General features: G+C 72.8%; 13 protein-coding genes. 6 read left to right on the top strand and 7 right to left on the bottom strand.

What is annotated here, in order from left to right; genetic code table 11:
* Positions 1–155 precede the first annotated feature (155 nt).
* Both icmF and DNK53_RS10875 read right to left on the bottom strand, forming a co-directional pair.
* Entirely contained in the window at positions 156–3,392 is a 3,237-nt protein-coding gene (gene icmF, locus DNK53_RS10880; protein ID WP_110182248.1) for a fused isobutyryl-CoA mutase/GTPase IcmF, read from the bottom strand.
* Between the two features lie 102 nt (positions 3,393–3,494).
* Positions 3,495–4,037, bottom strand: a complete 543-nt coding sequence (locus DNK53_RS10875) for a MarR family winged helix-turn-helix transcriptional regulator (RefSeq protein ID WP_110182247.1) — start codon at positions 4,035–4,037, stop codon at positions 3,495–3,497.
* Positions 4,038–4,112: 75 nt separating this feature from the next.
* Here DNK53_RS10875 and DNK53_RS10870 point away from each other — a divergent pair, with 75 nt between their 5' ends.
* The 5 genes from DNK53_RS10870 (at position 4,113) to npdG (ending at position 8,425) form a co-directional block, all read left to right on the top strand.
* Positions 4,113–4,730, top strand: a complete 618-nt coding sequence (locus tag DNK53_RS10870; protein WP_110182246.1) for a rhomboid family intramembrane serine protease — start codon at positions 4,113–4,115, stop codon at positions 4,728–4,730.
* A gap of 85 nt (positions 4,731–4,815) precedes the next feature.
* Positions 4,816–5,679, top strand: a complete 864-nt coding sequence (locus DNK53_RS10865) for a 3-hydroxybutyryl-CoA dehydrogenase (protein ID WP_110182245.1) — start codon at positions 4,816–4,818, stop codon at positions 5,677–5,679.
* 42 nt (positions 5,680–5,721) lie between these two features.
* A complete protein-coding gene (locus tag DNK53_RS10860; RefSeq protein WP_110182244.1) occupies positions 5,722–6,900 on the top strand; it encodes a thiolase family protein in 1,179 nt (392 codons plus the stop codon).
* On the top strand, positions 6,900–7,652 hold the full coding sequence (locus tag DNK53_RS10855; RefSeq protein WP_110182243.1) for an enoyl-CoA hydratase/isomerase family protein: 753 nt from the start codon (positions 6,900–6,902) through the stop codon (positions 7,650–7,652). The genes DNK53_RS10860 and DNK53_RS10855 overlap by 1 nt, the downstream gene beginning before the upstream one ends.
* A gap of 98 nt (positions 7,653–7,750) precedes the next feature.
* Entirely contained in the window at positions 7,751–8,425 is a 675-nt protein-coding gene (gene npdG / locus DNK53_RS10850) for an NADPH-dependent F420 reductase (RefSeq protein WP_110182242.1), read from the top strand.
* A 34-nt stretch (positions 8,426–8,459) separates the two neighbouring features.
* Here the strand turns inward: npdG and DNK53_RS10845 are convergent, their stop codons facing one another.
* The gene (locus tag DNK53_RS10845) at positions 8,460–9,008 is read right to left on the bottom strand and encodes a hypothetical protein (RefSeq protein ID WP_110182241.1); all 549 of its coding nucleotides are present in this window, start codon (positions 9,006–9,008) and stop codon (positions 8,460–8,462) included.
* Between the two features lie 109 nt (positions 9,009–9,117).
* Here DNK53_RS10845 and DNK53_RS10840 point away from each other — a divergent pair, with 109 nt between their 5' ends.
* Complete coding sequence (locus DNK53_RS10840) at positions 9,118–10,089, top strand: aldo/keto reductase (protein ID WP_110182240.1); 972 nt, start codon at positions 9,118–9,120, stop codon at positions 10,087–10,089.
* A gap of 51 nt (positions 10,090–10,140) precedes the next feature.
* Here DNK53_RS10840 and DNK53_RS10835 read toward each other — a convergent pair whose 3' ends face one another.
* Genes DNK53_RS10835 through DNK53_RS10820 form a run of 4 tightly spaced genes read right to left on the bottom strand, consistent with a single transcriptional unit; the run spans position 10,141 to position 14,472 of the window.
* Positions 10,141–11,157, bottom strand: coding sequence for a LacI family DNA-binding transcriptional regulator (locus DNK53_RS10835; protein WP_204163856.1), 1,017 nt, complete (start codon positions 11,155–11,157; stop codon positions 10,141–10,143).
* A gap of 14 nt (positions 11,158–11,171) precedes the next feature.
* Positions 11,172–12,656, bottom strand: a complete 1,485-nt coding sequence (locus DNK53_RS10830) for a GH1 family beta-glucosidase (RefSeq protein WP_110182238.1) — start codon at positions 12,654–12,656, stop codon at positions 11,172–11,174.
* Positions 12,653–13,471: a carbohydrate ABC transporter permease gene (locus tag DNK53_RS10825; RefSeq protein WP_110182237.1), complete on the bottom strand. Its 819-nt coding sequence runs from the start codon at positions 13,469–13,471 to the stop codon at positions 12,653–12,655. Before DNK53_RS10825 ends, DNK53_RS10830 begins: the two co-directional genes overlap by 4 nt.
* On the bottom strand, positions 13,468–14,472 hold the full coding sequence (locus DNK53_RS10820; protein ID WP_239456478.1) for a carbohydrate ABC transporter permease: 1,005 nt from the start codon (positions 14,470–14,472) through the stop codon (positions 13,468–13,470). Before DNK53_RS10820 ends, DNK53_RS10825 begins: the two co-directional genes overlap by 4 nt.
* Between the last annotated feature and the right edge of the window lie 9 nt (positions 14,473–14,481).

The following is a 14,481-nucleotide window of genomic DNA, read 5'->3' as shown; positions in this document are numbered from 1 at the left end:
TAGTCCCCCGCGTTCTGACCGGCGACACGCCGTGGGAGGTGTCAGAACGCGGGGGACTATCGGGATCCCCGCCCGGGGAGGGAGGAGGTGGGCGGGAAGCGGGGTGGGGCGGGGTGGATCGGGTGGGACTGTGTGGAACGGGTTGGGGCGGAGGGTCAGACGTTGCGGCGGTACTGGCCGCCGACCTCGAAGAACGCCTCGGTCACCTGCTGCAGCGAGCAGACGCGGGCGGCGTCCATCAGCACGGCGAAGACGTTCTCGCCCGAGACGGCCGCGTCCTTGAGGCGGGCCAGCGCCTCCTGGGCCTCGGGGCCGTGGGCGGCCTGGAACTCGCGCACCCGGCGCAGCTGCGACTCCTTCTCGGCCTCGGTCGCCCGGGCCAGCTCGACCTCGGCCGGCGAGACGTCGGAGTCGGGCTTGACGAACGTGTTGACGCCGATGATCGGCAGCGAGCCGTCGTGCTTGCGGTGCTCGTAGAGCATCGACTCGTCCTGGATCCGGCCGCGCTGGTAGCCGGTCTCCATCGCGCCGAGCACGCCGCCGCGCTCGTTGAGCGAGTCGAACTCGCGCAGCACGGCCTCCTCCACCAGGTCGGTGAGCTCGTCGATGATGAAGGAGCCCTGCAGGGGGTTCTCGTTCATCGCCAGGCCCCACTCGCGGTTGATGATCAGCTGGATCGCCAGGGCGCGGCGCACCGACTCCTCGGTCGGGGTGGTGACCGCCTCGTCGTAGGCGTTGGTGTGCAGGCTGTTGGCGTTGTCGTAGATCGCGATGAGCGCCTGAAGCGTGGTGCGGATGTCGTTGAAGTCCATCTCCTGCGCGTGCAGGCTCCGCCCGGAGGTCTGCACGTGGTACTTCAGCTTCTGCGACCGCTCGTTGGCGCCGTACTTCTCCTTCATCGCCACCGCCCAGATCCGGCGGGCGACGCGGCCCAGCACCGAGTACTCCGGGTCCATGCCGTTGGAGAAGAAGAACGACAGGTTGGGCGCGAAGTCGTCGATGTCCATCCCGCGCGCGAGGTAGGCCTCGACGTAGGTGAAGCCGTTGGCGAGCGTGAACGCGAGCTGGCTGATCGGGTTCGCCCCGGCCTCGGCGATGTGGTAGCCCGAGATCGAGACCGAGTAGAAGTTCCGGACCTTCTGCTGGATGAACCACTCCTGGATGTCGGCCATCATCCGCAGGGAGAACTCGGTGGAGAAGAGGCAGGTGTTCTGCCCCTGGTCCTCCTTGAGGATGTCGGCCTGCACGGTGCCGCGCACGTTGGCCAGGGCGTACGCCGCCAGCTGGGCGTGCTCGTCGTCGGACGGCTCGCGCCCCTCGGCCTCGCGGAACTTCTCGACCTGCTGGTCGATGACGGTGTTGAGGAAGAAGGCGAGCACCGTCGGGGCGGGCCCGTTGATCGTCATGCTCACGCTGGTGCTCGGCGCGACCAGGTCGAAGCCGTCGTACAGCACCTTCATGTCCTCGAGCGTGGCGACCGAGACGCCGGAGGTGCCGACCTTGCCGTAGACGTCGGGGCGCGGGTCGGGGTCGCGGCCGTAGAGGGTGACCGAGTCGAAGGCGGTGGAGAGGCGGGTGGCCTCGCCGTCGGAGCTGAGGATCTTGAACCGGCGGTTGGTGCGCGCGGGGTCGCCCTCGCCGGCGAACATCCGGGCCGGGTCCTCGCCGTCGCGCTTGAACGGGAAGACGCCCGCGGTGAAGGGGAAGAACCCGGGCAGGTTCTCCTTGCGCCAGAAGCGGACCAGCTCGCCGTGGTCGGCGTACCGGGGAAGCGCGACGCGGGGGATCTTGTTGCCGCTCAGCGACTCGCGGGTGAGCGTGGTGTGGATCTCGCGGTCGCGGACCTTCACGACCTGCTCGTCGCCGGAGTACGACTCCACGACGGCCGGCCACGCCTCGATCTGGTCGGCCACCTCGTGGGGCAGCTGCTTGCGCGCCTTCTCCAGCAGGCCGCCGACGTTGTCGGCGCCCTCGCCGGCCTCGACCAGCTCGCCCTGCACCACGTCGAGCCGCTGCACGCGGCGGGCGGCCTCGACGTACTCCTCGGTCCGGCGGTGGTAGTCGCGGACCGTCTCGGTGATCTCGGCGAGGTAGCGGACCCGGTCGGTCGGGACGACCTGGCGGATCCCGGAGGAGTGGCGCACGTCGACGTGGGGCAGCGTCCCCTCGGCGACGGGCAGGCCCAGCTCGCCGAGGACGCCGCGCAGGTGCTGGTAGAGCGCGGTGACGCCGTCGTCGTTGAAGGTCGCTGCGCTGGTGCCGAAGACCGGCATGTCGTGCGGCTGCTTGCCGAACGCCTCCCGGTTGCGCACCATCTGCCGGCCGACGTCGCGCAGCGCGTCCTTGGCGCCGCGGCGCTCGAACTTGTTGATCGCGACCGTGTCGGCGAAGTCGAGCATGTCGATCTTCTCCAGCTGCGAGGCGGCGCCGAACTCGGGCGTCATCACGTAGAGCGAGGTGTCGACGAAGGGGACGATCGCCGCGTCGCCCTGGCCGATGCCGGGGGTCTCGACGATGACCAGGTCGAAGCCGGCGGCCTTCGTCGTGGCGATGACGTCGGCCAGGTGCTCGGGCACCTCGTGGGCGCCGCGGGTGGCGAGGCTGCGGAAGAAGACGCGGTCGCCGTCGAGGGAGTTGGCGCGGATCCGGTCGCCGAGCAGCGCGCCGCCGCCCTTGCGTCGGGTGGGGTCGACCGCGACGACGGCGATCCGCAGCTTGTCCTGCTGGTCGACGCGGAACCGGCGGACGATCTCGTCGGTGAGGCTCGACTTGCCGGAGCCGCCGGTGCCGGTGATGCCGAGGACGGGGGTGGTGCGGGCGGCGGCCGCCTCGCGGATCCGGGCCAGCACGTCGTCGGGCAGCTGGCCGGTCTCGGCGCCGGTCAGGGCGCGCGCCACGGCGGTGCGGTCGCCGGTCAGCACCTCCTCGGCGCTGACCTGGCGGATCGCCCACGGGTCGAAGTCGCAGTCGCGGACGACGGAGTTGATCATCCCGACGAGGCCCATCTTCTGGCCGTCCTCGGGGGAGAAGATGGTGACGCCCGACTCGCGCAGCCGCGTGATCTCGGCGGGCACGATCACGCCGCCGCCCCCGCCCACGACCTTGACGTGGCCGGCGCCCGCGGCGCGCAGCGACTCCACGAGGTACTCGAAGTACTCCACGTGGCCGCCCTGGTACGACGAGACCGCGACGCCCTGCACGTCCTCCTCGAGCGCCGCGTCGACGACCTCCTGGACCGAGCGGTTGTGGCCGAGGTGGATCACCTCGCAGCCCTGGGACTGGAAGATCCGCCGCATGATGTTGATCGAGGCGTCGTGGCCGTCGAAGAGGCTCGAGGCGGTGACGAGGCGGACCGGGTGGGTCGGCACGTGCAGGTCGGGGGAGTGAGACATCGGAACCCTTCGCGGGGGAGTGGTAGGACTTCCAAGTATCTCGATACTAGGACGCCCAACTATCGGAGGGGAAGCCCGAGGTGCGCTACCCTCAGGTAGCTCTCAACGGGTCAGGTCCGGGGCGACGTGGTCGCCGGCTCCGGCCCGCAGCTCGGCGAGCAGCCCGGTGAGCTGCTTGACCCGTTCGGGGGAGAGGCCGGGCTTCTCGAAGACCTCGCTGTTGAGCGCGACGGTGGCCCCCTCGACGACCGCCCGACCCTCGTCGGTGAGGGAGGCGAGCACGACCCGGCCGTCGTCCGGGTGCCGCAGCCGCTCGGCGTACCCCTGCTTCACCAGGCGGTCGACCGCGCTCGTCACGCTGGTCGGGTGCACCTGCAGCAGGGAGCCCAGCCGGGTCATCGGCATCGCGCCCTCGCGGACGAAGGAGAGCAGCCGCAGCACCTCGTAGCGGGCGAAGGTGAGCCCGAGCGGGCGCAGCGCCCCGTCGATCCGCTCCATCAGCAGCTGGTGGGCGCGGACCACCGAGGTCACCATCGCCATCCCGTCGGCGGCCTCGTCCCAGCCGTGCCGCACCCACTGCACGCGCGCCTCCCGGATCGGGTCGCGTGGCCCGGGGGCGGCGTCGGGGGCGGGCGGTCGGCTCATGCGGCCACGCTAGCGCATTTCCTTGGACGTCCTACGACCTCAGCGCGGGTTGTCCCGGCCGCCTAGCGTGGGGGCATGTCAGGCTGGTCGTCCGCCTCCCCGGGTCCGTACGTCGAGCGCGGGCCGTCGCGCTTCGCCGCCTGGCGGACCGCCGCGCTGTGGAGCGCCGGCTTCGTCGCCCTGCTCTGGGTGATCGAGGGGTACGACGCCGCCACCGGCAACCAGCTCGACGACGAGGGGATCCGCCCCGGCTACTCCGACGGCCTGATGGGGATCCTGCTCGCCCCGCTGCTGCACCTGGGGTGGGACCACCTGGTCGCCAACTCGGTCCCGCTGCTGGTGCTCGGCTTCCTGATCCTCCTCTCGGGCGTGGGGCGCTGGCTCGTCGTCACGACGGTGGTCTGGATCGTCGGCGGGCTCGGGACGTGGTTCTTCGGCGGCGTCGGCACGGTCCACCTCGGGGCGTCGATCCTGGTCTTCGGGTGGCTCCTCTACCTGCTGGTCCGCGGCGTCTTCACGCGGCGGCCGGGGCAGATCGCGCTCGGCGTCGTGGTCTTCCTGCTCTACGGCGGCGCGCTGTGGGGCGTCCTGCCCGGTCAGGCCGGGGTCTCCTGGCAGGGCCACCTCTTCGGAGCCCTCGGCGGGCTCTGCGCGGCGTGGGGGACCCGTTTCGAGGACCGCCGCGTGCGCTGAGGCGACCCGCCGGGTTCGGGTTACCGAGCGGTACTGCGTACCGTCTGGGGCGTACTCAGTCCCGGAGATCGGAAGGTGGCACCCCATGCCGGTGCAGTCGCAGGTGCAGAAGGTCGGAGTGGTCGGGTGCGGGCTCATGGGGGCCGGCATCGCCGAGGTCAGCGCGCGAGCCGGGCTCGACGTGGTGGTCGCGGAGTCGAGCGCGGCGACCGCCGACGCCGGCCGGGCCCGCCTGGAGAAGTCGCTCGCCCGCGCCGAGGCCAAGGGCAAGGTCGACTCCGCCGCCGCCGTGCTCGAGCGCGTCCGGGTCGTCACCGACCTCGGGGAGCTGGCCGACCGCGAGCTCGTGGTCGAGGCGATCGTCGAGGACGAGGACGCCAAGACCGAGCTCTTCCGCACCCTCGACAAGGTCGTCGAGGACCGGTCGGCGATCCTGGCCTCCAACACCTCCTCGATCCCGATCATGAAGCTCGGCGTCGTGACGGAGCGGCCCGAGCAGGTCATCGGGATCCACTTCTTCAACCCCGTGCCGGTGCTCCAGCTCGTCGAGCTCGTGCCGAGCCTGCTGACCGCCGACGAGACCACCGCGCGCAGCCGCGCCTTCGTCGAGGAGACCCTCGGCAAGAAGGCGATCGACTGCCAGGACCGCGCCGGCTTCGTGGTCAACGCGCTGCTCATCCCGTTCGTCCTCTCGGCGATCCGGATGCTGGAGTCGGGCTTCGCCACCGCCGAGGACATCGACCGCGGCCTGGTGCTGGGCGCCGCGCACCCGCAGGGCCCCCTCGCGCTCGCCGACCTGATCGGCCTCGACACGACGAAGGCCGTCGCGGAGTCCCTCTACGAGGAGTTCAAGGAGCCGCTGTACGCCGCCCCGCCGCTGCTGGCCAGAATGGTCGACGCCGGCCTGCTCGGGCGCAAGACGGGTCGGGGCTTCTACACCTACTCCTGAGCGCCGCCACGGCGGCGCCCGCTCCTGACGACAGAGGGACACATGAACAACGACAGGATCGTCGTCCTCGACGGTGCCCGCACCCCCATCGGCAGCTTCGGCGGCGTCTTCAAGGACGTCCCCGGCCACGAGCTGGGCGCGACCGCGGCCCGGGAGGCGCTGAAGCGCTCCGGGATCGCCGGCGAGGAGATCGAGGAGGTCGTCATGGGCTGCATCGGGCAGGTGGGCCCCGACGCCTACAACGCCCGCCGCGTCGCCGTGGCCGCGGGCCTTCCGAAGAACGTGCCGGCCTACACCGTCAACCGGCTCTGCGGCTCCGGCCTGCAGGCCGTCTGGTCGGCGGCGATGGAGATGCGCTGGAACGACCTGGACTTCACCCTCGCCGGCGGCGACGAGTCGATGACCCGGATGCCGTTCTACGACTTCGGCGCCCGCACCGGCTACAAGCTGGGCAACCGCGAGCTCGCCGACGGCACCGTGATGATGCTGACCGACCCGTTCCACGGCATCCACATGGGCGTCACCGCGGAGAACGTGGCGGAGAAGTACGACGTCTCCCGGCAGCGGCAGGACGAGTTCGCCGCCGAGTCCCAGCGTCGCGCCGCGAGCGACGCCGCGCGGGCGGCGTTCGCCGAGGAGATCGTCGAGGTCGAGGTGGGCGGCCGCAAGCCGTTCACCGTCTCCGTCGACGAGCACCCCAAGCCCGACACCACGCTCGGGACGCTCGCCAGCCTGCGGCCGGCGTTCAAGAAGGACGGCACCGTCACCGCCGGCAACGCCTCGGGGATCAACGACGGCGGCGCCGCGCTGGTGCTGGCCCGGGAGTCGGCGGTCATCGAGCGCGGCCTCACCGGCCTGGTCACCATCGAGGCCGTCGCCACCGGCGCGATGGAGCCCGAGCTGATGGGCTACGCCCCCGTGCTGGCACTGCAGAACCTCTTCGAGAAGACGGGCACCACCCCCGACGACATCGGGGTGATCGAGCTCAACGAGGCGTTCGCCTCCCAGGCCGTCGCGGTGATCCGCGACGCCGGGCTGCGCCCCGACCGGGTCAACCCCTACGGCGGGGCGATCGCGCTCGGCCACCCGGTCGGCGCGACCGGCGCCATCCTCACCCTGCGGGTCGCCAAGGACATGGTCCGCCGCGACCTCGAGCTGGGCATCGTCACGATGTGCATCGGCGGCGGCCAGGCGCTGGCCGCGCTCTTCCGGAGGGCCTGATGGCGGCACTGGTCTCGTACGCCGTCACCGACGGTGTCGCGCACCTCGAGCTCGACCGTCCCGACGCCGCCAACGCCTTCGACCTGGCGACGACCCGTGAGCTCGCGGACGCGGTCGGGCGGGCGGCGGCCGACCCCGAGGTCCGGGCCGTCCTGGTGACCGGGGCCGGGCCCAGGTTCTGCGCGGGCGGCGACGTCGCGTCGTTCGCCTCGGCGGAGGACCAGCCGGCGTACATCCACCAGCTGGCGCTCGAGCTCGACGCCGCCTTCCGCGCCCTGGCGACGACGGAGAAGCCCGTGGTCGCCGCGGTGCAGGGCGCGGTCGCCGGCGCGGGGCTCGCGCTGATGCTCAGCTGCGACGTGATCGTCTCCGACCCCGCCACGAAGTTCGTCTTCGCCTACCCGGGCATCGGCTTCACGCCCGACTGCGGGGCGTCCTACCTGCTGCCGCGGGCGATGGGGCAGCAGCGGGCGCTGGCCTTCGCCCTGCTCGGCCGCCCGGCCACGGCCGACGAGGCCGTCGACTGGGGCCTGGTCACCGAGGTGCACGCCGACCCCGCGACCCGGGCGCGGGAGCTCGCGACCGCCCTGGCGTCCGGCCCCGCCACGGCGCTGGGCCACGTCCGTCGGCTGCTGCGTCAGAGCTGGGAGATGTCGCGCACGGAGACCGGGGTCGAGGAGGCCCGGACGATCACCGAGATGGTCCGCGGTGCCGAGGCGCAGGCGCTGATCGAGAAGTTCGTCTCCCGCTGAACCACCCCGCCGAGCCACCCCGCTGAACCACCCCGCTGGCCCACCCCGTCGACCGTGACAGGGTGACCCGCAACCCCCCGACGACGAGGAGCACGCACGTGACCGAGCTGCAGGACAAGACGATCGCGATCCTGGGCGGGACCGGCCCCCAGGGGCGCGGCCTGGCCCGGCGCTTCGCCCAGGCCGGGCTCACCGTGGTGCTGGGCAGCCGGGCGGCCGAGAAGGCCGAGGCCGCCGCCGCGGAGCTGACCGGGGCGCTCGGCTCCACGGGGAGCGCCGTGACCGGCGCGGCCAACGCCGACGCGGCCGCCGCGGGCGACCTGGTGCTCGTGGTGGTGCCGTGGGACGGGCACGCCGAGCTGCTCCGCGAGCTCAAGCCCCACCTCGACGGCAAGGTCGTCGTCGACTGCGTCAACCCGCTGGGCTTCGACAAGCAGGGCCCCTTCGCGCTGAAGGTCGAGGAGGGCTCCGCCACCGAGCAGGCCGCGGCGATCCTCACCGACTCCACTGTGGTCGGTGCGTTCCACAACGTCTCCGCGGTGCTGCTCGAGGACCCCGAGGTCGACTCGATCGACACCGACGTGCTCGTGCTGGGCGACGAGCGGGAGGCCACCGACCTGGTCCAGGCGCTCGCCGACGCGGTCCCCGGCATGCGCGGGGTGTACGCCGGCCGGCGGCGCAACGCCCACCAGGTCGAGGCCCTGACGGCCAACCTCATCGCGATCAACCGGCGCTACAAGGCCCACGCCGGCGTCCGGGTCACCGACGTCTGACCCGTCCCCCTCGGCGGAGGCCCGGCCCACGGGGTCAGCCCCCGGCGAGCACCCGGTCCACGGCGGTCAGCAGCGCCGCGCGGTCGCGCACGTAGAAGCGGACGACGCCGCCGTTGCGCAGCGGCAGGCTCACGGCGTCCATCCCGATGGGCGTGCCGTAGGAGCCGCCCAGGTAGCGGAACTCGGGCGTCGCCGACCCCGGCAGGTGGACGTCGCCCATCGAGGAGCGGAGCCGGGCGCCGATCGACGGCTGCTCGCGGTCGAGGCCCCGCACCCCCGCCGGGTCGAGGTCGGCGACGGGCATCCGGTCGCGCCCGACCTGGAGCGTCGTGCGGGTCAGCCGGGTACGGCCGTAGAACTCCATCGACCACAGGGTGATCAGCGTGACCCAGACCGGGACGCCCCACGCCAGGCCGTAGGCGAACGCACCGACGAGCAGGTCGCCGATCCCGTCGTCGAGCCCGCCGTCGAGCAGGGGCGGCACGAACGCCACCGCCAGCATGGCCACCCACGTCCCCCACCACAGCCACGGAGCCACGGCCCGACCGCGGAAGACCACCTCGTCGCTGTCCCGGCTCGTCATGGGGGCGAGGGTAGCGGCCGGGCTCCGGCGCGCACCGGGGCGTCCGGCCGAGCGGCTCGCTGACACACTGGCGGGGTCGGGGACCGGAGAGCAGGACGAGGAGACGGGCATGCGGTACGAGAAGCTGGGGGGCAGCGGGCTCGAGGTCTCGGCGCTGACGTTGGGGTGCATGAGCTGGGGCGACCCGAGCCGCGGCGGACACCCGTGGGTGATGGACGAGGACGCCGCGCGGCCGATCGTCCGCGCCGCCCTCGAGGCGGGGGTCACCGTCTTCGACACCGCCAACGTCTACTCCGGCGGCAGCAGCGAGGAGATCACCGGCCGGCTGCTGGCCGAGATGGCGCCGCGCGACGAGGTCGTCATCGCGACCAAGGTGCACGGCCGGATGGGTCCCGGCCCGACCGGCTCCGGCCTCTCGCGGGCGGCGATCATGGCGCAGGTCGACGCCAGCCTGCGCCGGCTGGGCGTGGACCACGTCGACCTCTACCAGATCCACCGGTGGGACCCGCGCACCCCGATCGAGGAGACCATGGAGGCGCTGCACGACGTGGTGAAGGCGGGGAAGGCCCGCTACCTCGGGGCGTCGTCGATGTACGCCTGGCAGTTCGCCAAGGCCCAGCACGTCGCCGACCTCGGCGGCTGGACGCGGTTCGTCTCGATGCAGAACCACTACAACCTGATCTACCGCGAGGAGGAGCGCGAGATGCTCCCGCTCTGCGCCGACATGGGCGTGGGCGTCATCCCGTGGAGCCCCCTGGCGCGCGGCCGGCTCACCCGCGACTGGGACACCGAGACCGCGCGGGTGCAGACCGACGAGTTCGGGGCCACCCTCTACCGCGAGGGCGACCGGGCGGTCGTCGACGCGGTGGCCGCCGTCGCGGGTCGCCGGGGGATCCCGCGGGCGCAGGTGGCCCTGGCCTGGCTGTCGTCGCGGCCCTCCGTCACCTCCCCGATCGTCGGGGTGACGAAGCCGCAGCACCTCACCGACGCCCTGGCCTCGCTCGAGGTCGAGCTGACCGACGACGAGGTCGCCGAGCTGGAGGCCGGCTACGAGCCGCACGCGGTCGCCGGCCACCGCTGACGCCGTACGCCGTCCGCTCGGGCCCCCGTTCCGGGGCCGGCGGGCGCGTCGTCAGGCGCTCTCGCGCCACACCAGCCGCGGCGGGATGATCACCTTCATCGGCCGCCCCGAGCCGTGGCCGTCGACCTGCTCCAGCAGCAGCCGGGTCGCCCGCTCGGCCATCTCCTCGACCGGCTGGCGCATCGTGGTGAGCGGCGGGGTGGTCCGCTCGGCGACCCCGAGGTCGTCGTACCCCACCACGGCCACGTCGTCGGGCACCCGTCGCCCGGCCGCGGCCAGCACCCGCAGCGCGCCCGCTGCCATGAGGTCGGAGGCGACCACGATCCCGTCGAGGTCGGGGTGGGCGGCCAGCAGGGCGCGGGCGGCGGTCTCGCCGCTCTCCTGGGTGAAGTCGCCGTGCTCGACGGCGTCGTCGGGCAGGCCAGCGGCCGCCAGCGCCTGCCGCCACCCCTCCAGCCGGTCGGCCCCGGCGGTCATGTCGGCGGGGCCGGCGATGGTGGCGACCCTCCTGCAGCCGCGCTCCAGCAGCGCCTCGGTGGCCTGCCGGGAGCCGGCGACGTTGTCGACGTCGACGTAGGCGACCCGGTCGTGGGCCGTCCACGGCCGGCCGCCGAAGACGCACGGCAGGTCGGAGCCGGCGAGCTGCTCGGCCAGCCCGTCGTCTCGGTGGTGGGAGACGACCAGGGCGCCGTCGACGTGCCGGTTGGTGAGGTAGCGCAGGGTCCGGGCGCTCGAGGCCCCCGGCCGGGCCAGCAGCAGCACGAGCTGCAGGTCGTGCTCGGTGAGCACCCGCGTCACCCCGCGCAGGGTGCCGGCGAAGAACGGGTCGGAGAAGATCCGCTCGTCGGGCTCGGGCACCACCACGGCGATCGAGTCGGTGCGCCGGGTCACGAGGCTGCGGGCCGCCGGGTTGGGGACGTAGCCGAGGCTGCGGACGGCCGCCTCCACCGAGGCGCGGGCCCGGGGGCTGACGCGGGACCCGCCGTTGATGGCACGGGAGGCGGTGGCGCGGGAGACGCCGGCGACGCGCGCGACCTCGTCGAGGGTCGGGGTCCCGTTCCCGTTCACCCGGCTCACGGTAGTCACCCGCGCGACCCCGTCCCCGGCAGGGTGGAGGTCCGGGCCACGTCGGTGTACCAGCGTGCGCTCGACTTCGGCGTACGCCGCTGCGTGGCGTAGTCGACGTGGACCAGGCCGAACCGCTTGGCGTAGCCGAAGGCCCACTCGAAGTTGTCCATCAGCGACCACTGGAAGAAGCCGCGCACGTCGACGCCGTCGGTGATCGAGGCGTGGGTGGCGCGCAGGTAGGCGTCGAGGAAGGCGATCCGGTCGGGGTCGTGCACCCGCCCCTCGGCGTCGGGAGCGTCGGCGAAGGCCGCGCCGGTCTCGGTCAGGTAGACCGGCGGGAGGTCGTACTCCGAGTGCAGCCGCACCAGCAGGGCGTGCAGGGAGTCGGGGTCGACCTCCCAGCCCATGTCGGTGACCGGCAGGTCGCGGGCGGGGAACGTGACGTGCTCCGAGCCGACGAAGGGGGAGAGCGCGACCCGGTCGGGCTTGTCGGCGTCGCGCGCCATCACGTCGGTGTGCGGGTGCCCCGAGACGGCGTTGCCGTGGTAGAAGTTCACGCCCAGCACGTCGATCGGCGCCCCGACGAGCGCGAGGTCGCCGTCGTGGACCGCGTCGGTCCAGGGCCGCCCGGCGTGCTGCAGGTGGCCGGTGTCCTCGAGCAGGTCGAGCGGGTAGGCGCCGCGCAGCACCGGGTCGAGGAAGAGCCGGTTGTGCAGCGAGTCGACCCGGCGGGCGGCGTCCACGTCGACGGGGTCGCCGGGGTCGTGCGGCAGGGCGTGGGTGAAGTTGAGGCTCACCCCGACCCGGCCGCGCTCGCCCCGGACGCCGCGGCGGCGCAGCTCCTCGACGACCAGGCCGTGGCCCAGCAGCAGGTGGTGGGCGGCGACCAGCCCCGCGGCGCCCTCCTGCCGGCCGGGGGCGTGGTGCCCGGCGGCGTACCCCAGCAGCGCGGAGCAGAAGGGCTCGTTGAGGGTGGTCCAGGTCGGCACCCGGTCGCCGAGCGCGTCGTGCACGCTCGCGGCGTGCTCGAGGAACCGGTACGCCGTGTCGCGGTTGGTCCAGCCGCCCGCGTCCTCGAGCGCCTGGGGCAGGTCCCAGTGGTAGAGCGTCAGCCAGGGCGCGATGCCGCGGCCGAGCAGCTCGTCGACGAGCCGGTCGTAGAACGCCAGCCCGGCGGGGTTGACCGCCCCGCCGTCGGGGCGGACCCGCGGCCAGGCCACCGAGAAGCGGTACGACGTGAGGCCGAGGTCGGCCATCATCGCGACGTCGTCGGGCATCCGGTGGTAGTGGTCGCAGGCGACCTCGCCGGTGTCGCCGTGGAGCACGGCGCCGGGGGTGGCGGAGAAGGTGTCCCAGATCGACGGGGTGCGGCCGTCCTCGGCCACCGCGCCCTCGATCTGGTACGACGCGGTGGCCGCGCCCCAGGTGAAGTCGGCGGGGAACCGCAGCTCGCCCGTCGGACGGGGTCGGGTGGAGGGGGAGGTGCTCTGGACGGTCATCCCTTGACTGCTCCTTGCATGATGCCGGCGACCAGCTGGCGGCCGGTGAGGACGAAGAGGGCCAGCAGCGGCAGCGTCGAGAGCGTGGCGCCCGCGAGCACCAGGCTGTAGTCGACGTAGTAGCCGCTCTGCAGCTGCTGGAGGGCGATCTGGACGGTGGGGTTGCTGGCAGGCAGCACGATCAGCGGCCAGAAGAAGTCGGTCCAGGTGGCCATGAAGGTGAAGAGCCACAGGATCGCCGCCGCGGGCCGGGCGGCCGGGACCGCGACGTTGAGGAAGGTCCGGGCCATCGAGCAGCCGTCGACCCGGGCGGCCTCGATCAGCTCGTCGGGCACGGCGTCGACGAGGTACTGGCGCATGAAGAAGACCCCGAACGCCGTCACCATCCCCGGCACGATCAGCGCCCACATCGAGCCGACCCAGCCGAGCTTCGCCATGACGATGAAGAGCGGGATCACCCCGAGCTGGGTGGGCACCGCCAGGGTGGCCACGACGAAGACCATCAGCGGCGTCCGGCCGCGGAACGAGAGCTTGGCGAAGGCGAAGCCGGCCAGGGTGGAGAAGAAGACCACCGAGGTCGCGACCGTGCCCGAGACCAGCAGGCTGTTGCCGAGCGCCTTCCAGAAGGGCACCGCCTCGATCGCGCGCTGGGCGTTGTCGAGGAAGTGGCCGCCGGGCAGCAGCGGGGGCACCCGGCCGGCGAGGTCGCCGCGGCTGTGGGAGCCGACCAGGAACGACCAGTAGAGCGGCGCGCAGGAGCCAAGGACGAAGGCGGTGAGGAGGCCGTAGACGAGGAAGCCGGGGCGGCGGTTCACGACGCCACCCCCTCACCGGCCGCGTCCCGTCGGGACCGGCGTACGGCGCGTCCGTGCGGCCGGCCGGCCAGCGAGCCGGCACGCTGGCTGAGCCAGAGGTTGAGCACCGCGAAGACCACGATGATGAGGAAGAGCAGCCAGGCCACCGCCGAGGCCATGCCGAGGTCGCGGACCCGCCAGCCCAGCTCCCAGAGGTACATCGTGAGCGTCTGGTACTGCCGGTCGGAGCCGCCGAGCCCCTGGGTGTCGAAGAGTCGCGGCTCGGCGAAGATCTGCAGCCCGCCGATGGTCGAGGTGATGATGACGAAGAGCAGCGTGGGGCGGATCATCGGGAGGGTGATCGAGACGAACTGGCGCACCTTGCCGGCGCCGTCGAGGGCGGCGGACTCGTAGAGGTCGCGGGGGACCGCCTGCATCGCGGCGAGGAAGATCAGCGCGTTGTAGCCGGTCCAGCGCCAGTTGACCATCGACGCGATCGCGACGTGGCTGGCGAGGGTGTTGGTGTGCCAGCCGATCGCGTCGAGGCCGATCGCCTCGAGGCCGGAGTTGACCAGGCCGTACCGGTCGCCGAAGACGTTGCCGAAGATCAGCGCGACGGCGGCCGGCGCCACCACGAAGGGGAGCAGCACGCTCATCCGCCACAGGGTGCGGCCGCGCAGCTGGGTGTCGAGCAGCCCGGCGAGCCCCAACGCCAGCAGCACCTGCGGCACCGAGGAGAGCAGGAAGATGCTGACGGTGTTGCGCAGCGCGTTCCAGAAGAAGCGGTCCTCCAGCACCCGACGGTAGTTGTCGAGGCCGGCGAAGTCGCCCTGGCCGCCGAGCAGGCTCCACGCGTGCACCGAGACGTAGGCGGTGTAGAGCAGCGGGAACAGCCCGACCAGCGCGAAGAGCAGGAAGAACGGCGAGACGTAGAGGTAGGGGGAGGCCTTGGCCTCCCACCTGGCCAGCCGCGACCGCCAGGGCCGGCGGGGCCGGGGGGTGGGACCCGCCGGGGAGGCCACGGGTGCCTC

The sequence above is a fragment of the Nocardioides solisilvae genome (genome assembly GCF_003194625.1).
Taxonomy (GTDB): Bacteria; Actinomycetota; Actinomycetes; order Propionibacteriales; family Nocardioidaceae; genus Nocardioides; species Nocardioides solisilvae.
The sequence above is the reverse complement of the archived record's forward strand: the minus strand, read 5'-3'. Positions and strand labels throughout refer to the sequence as shown.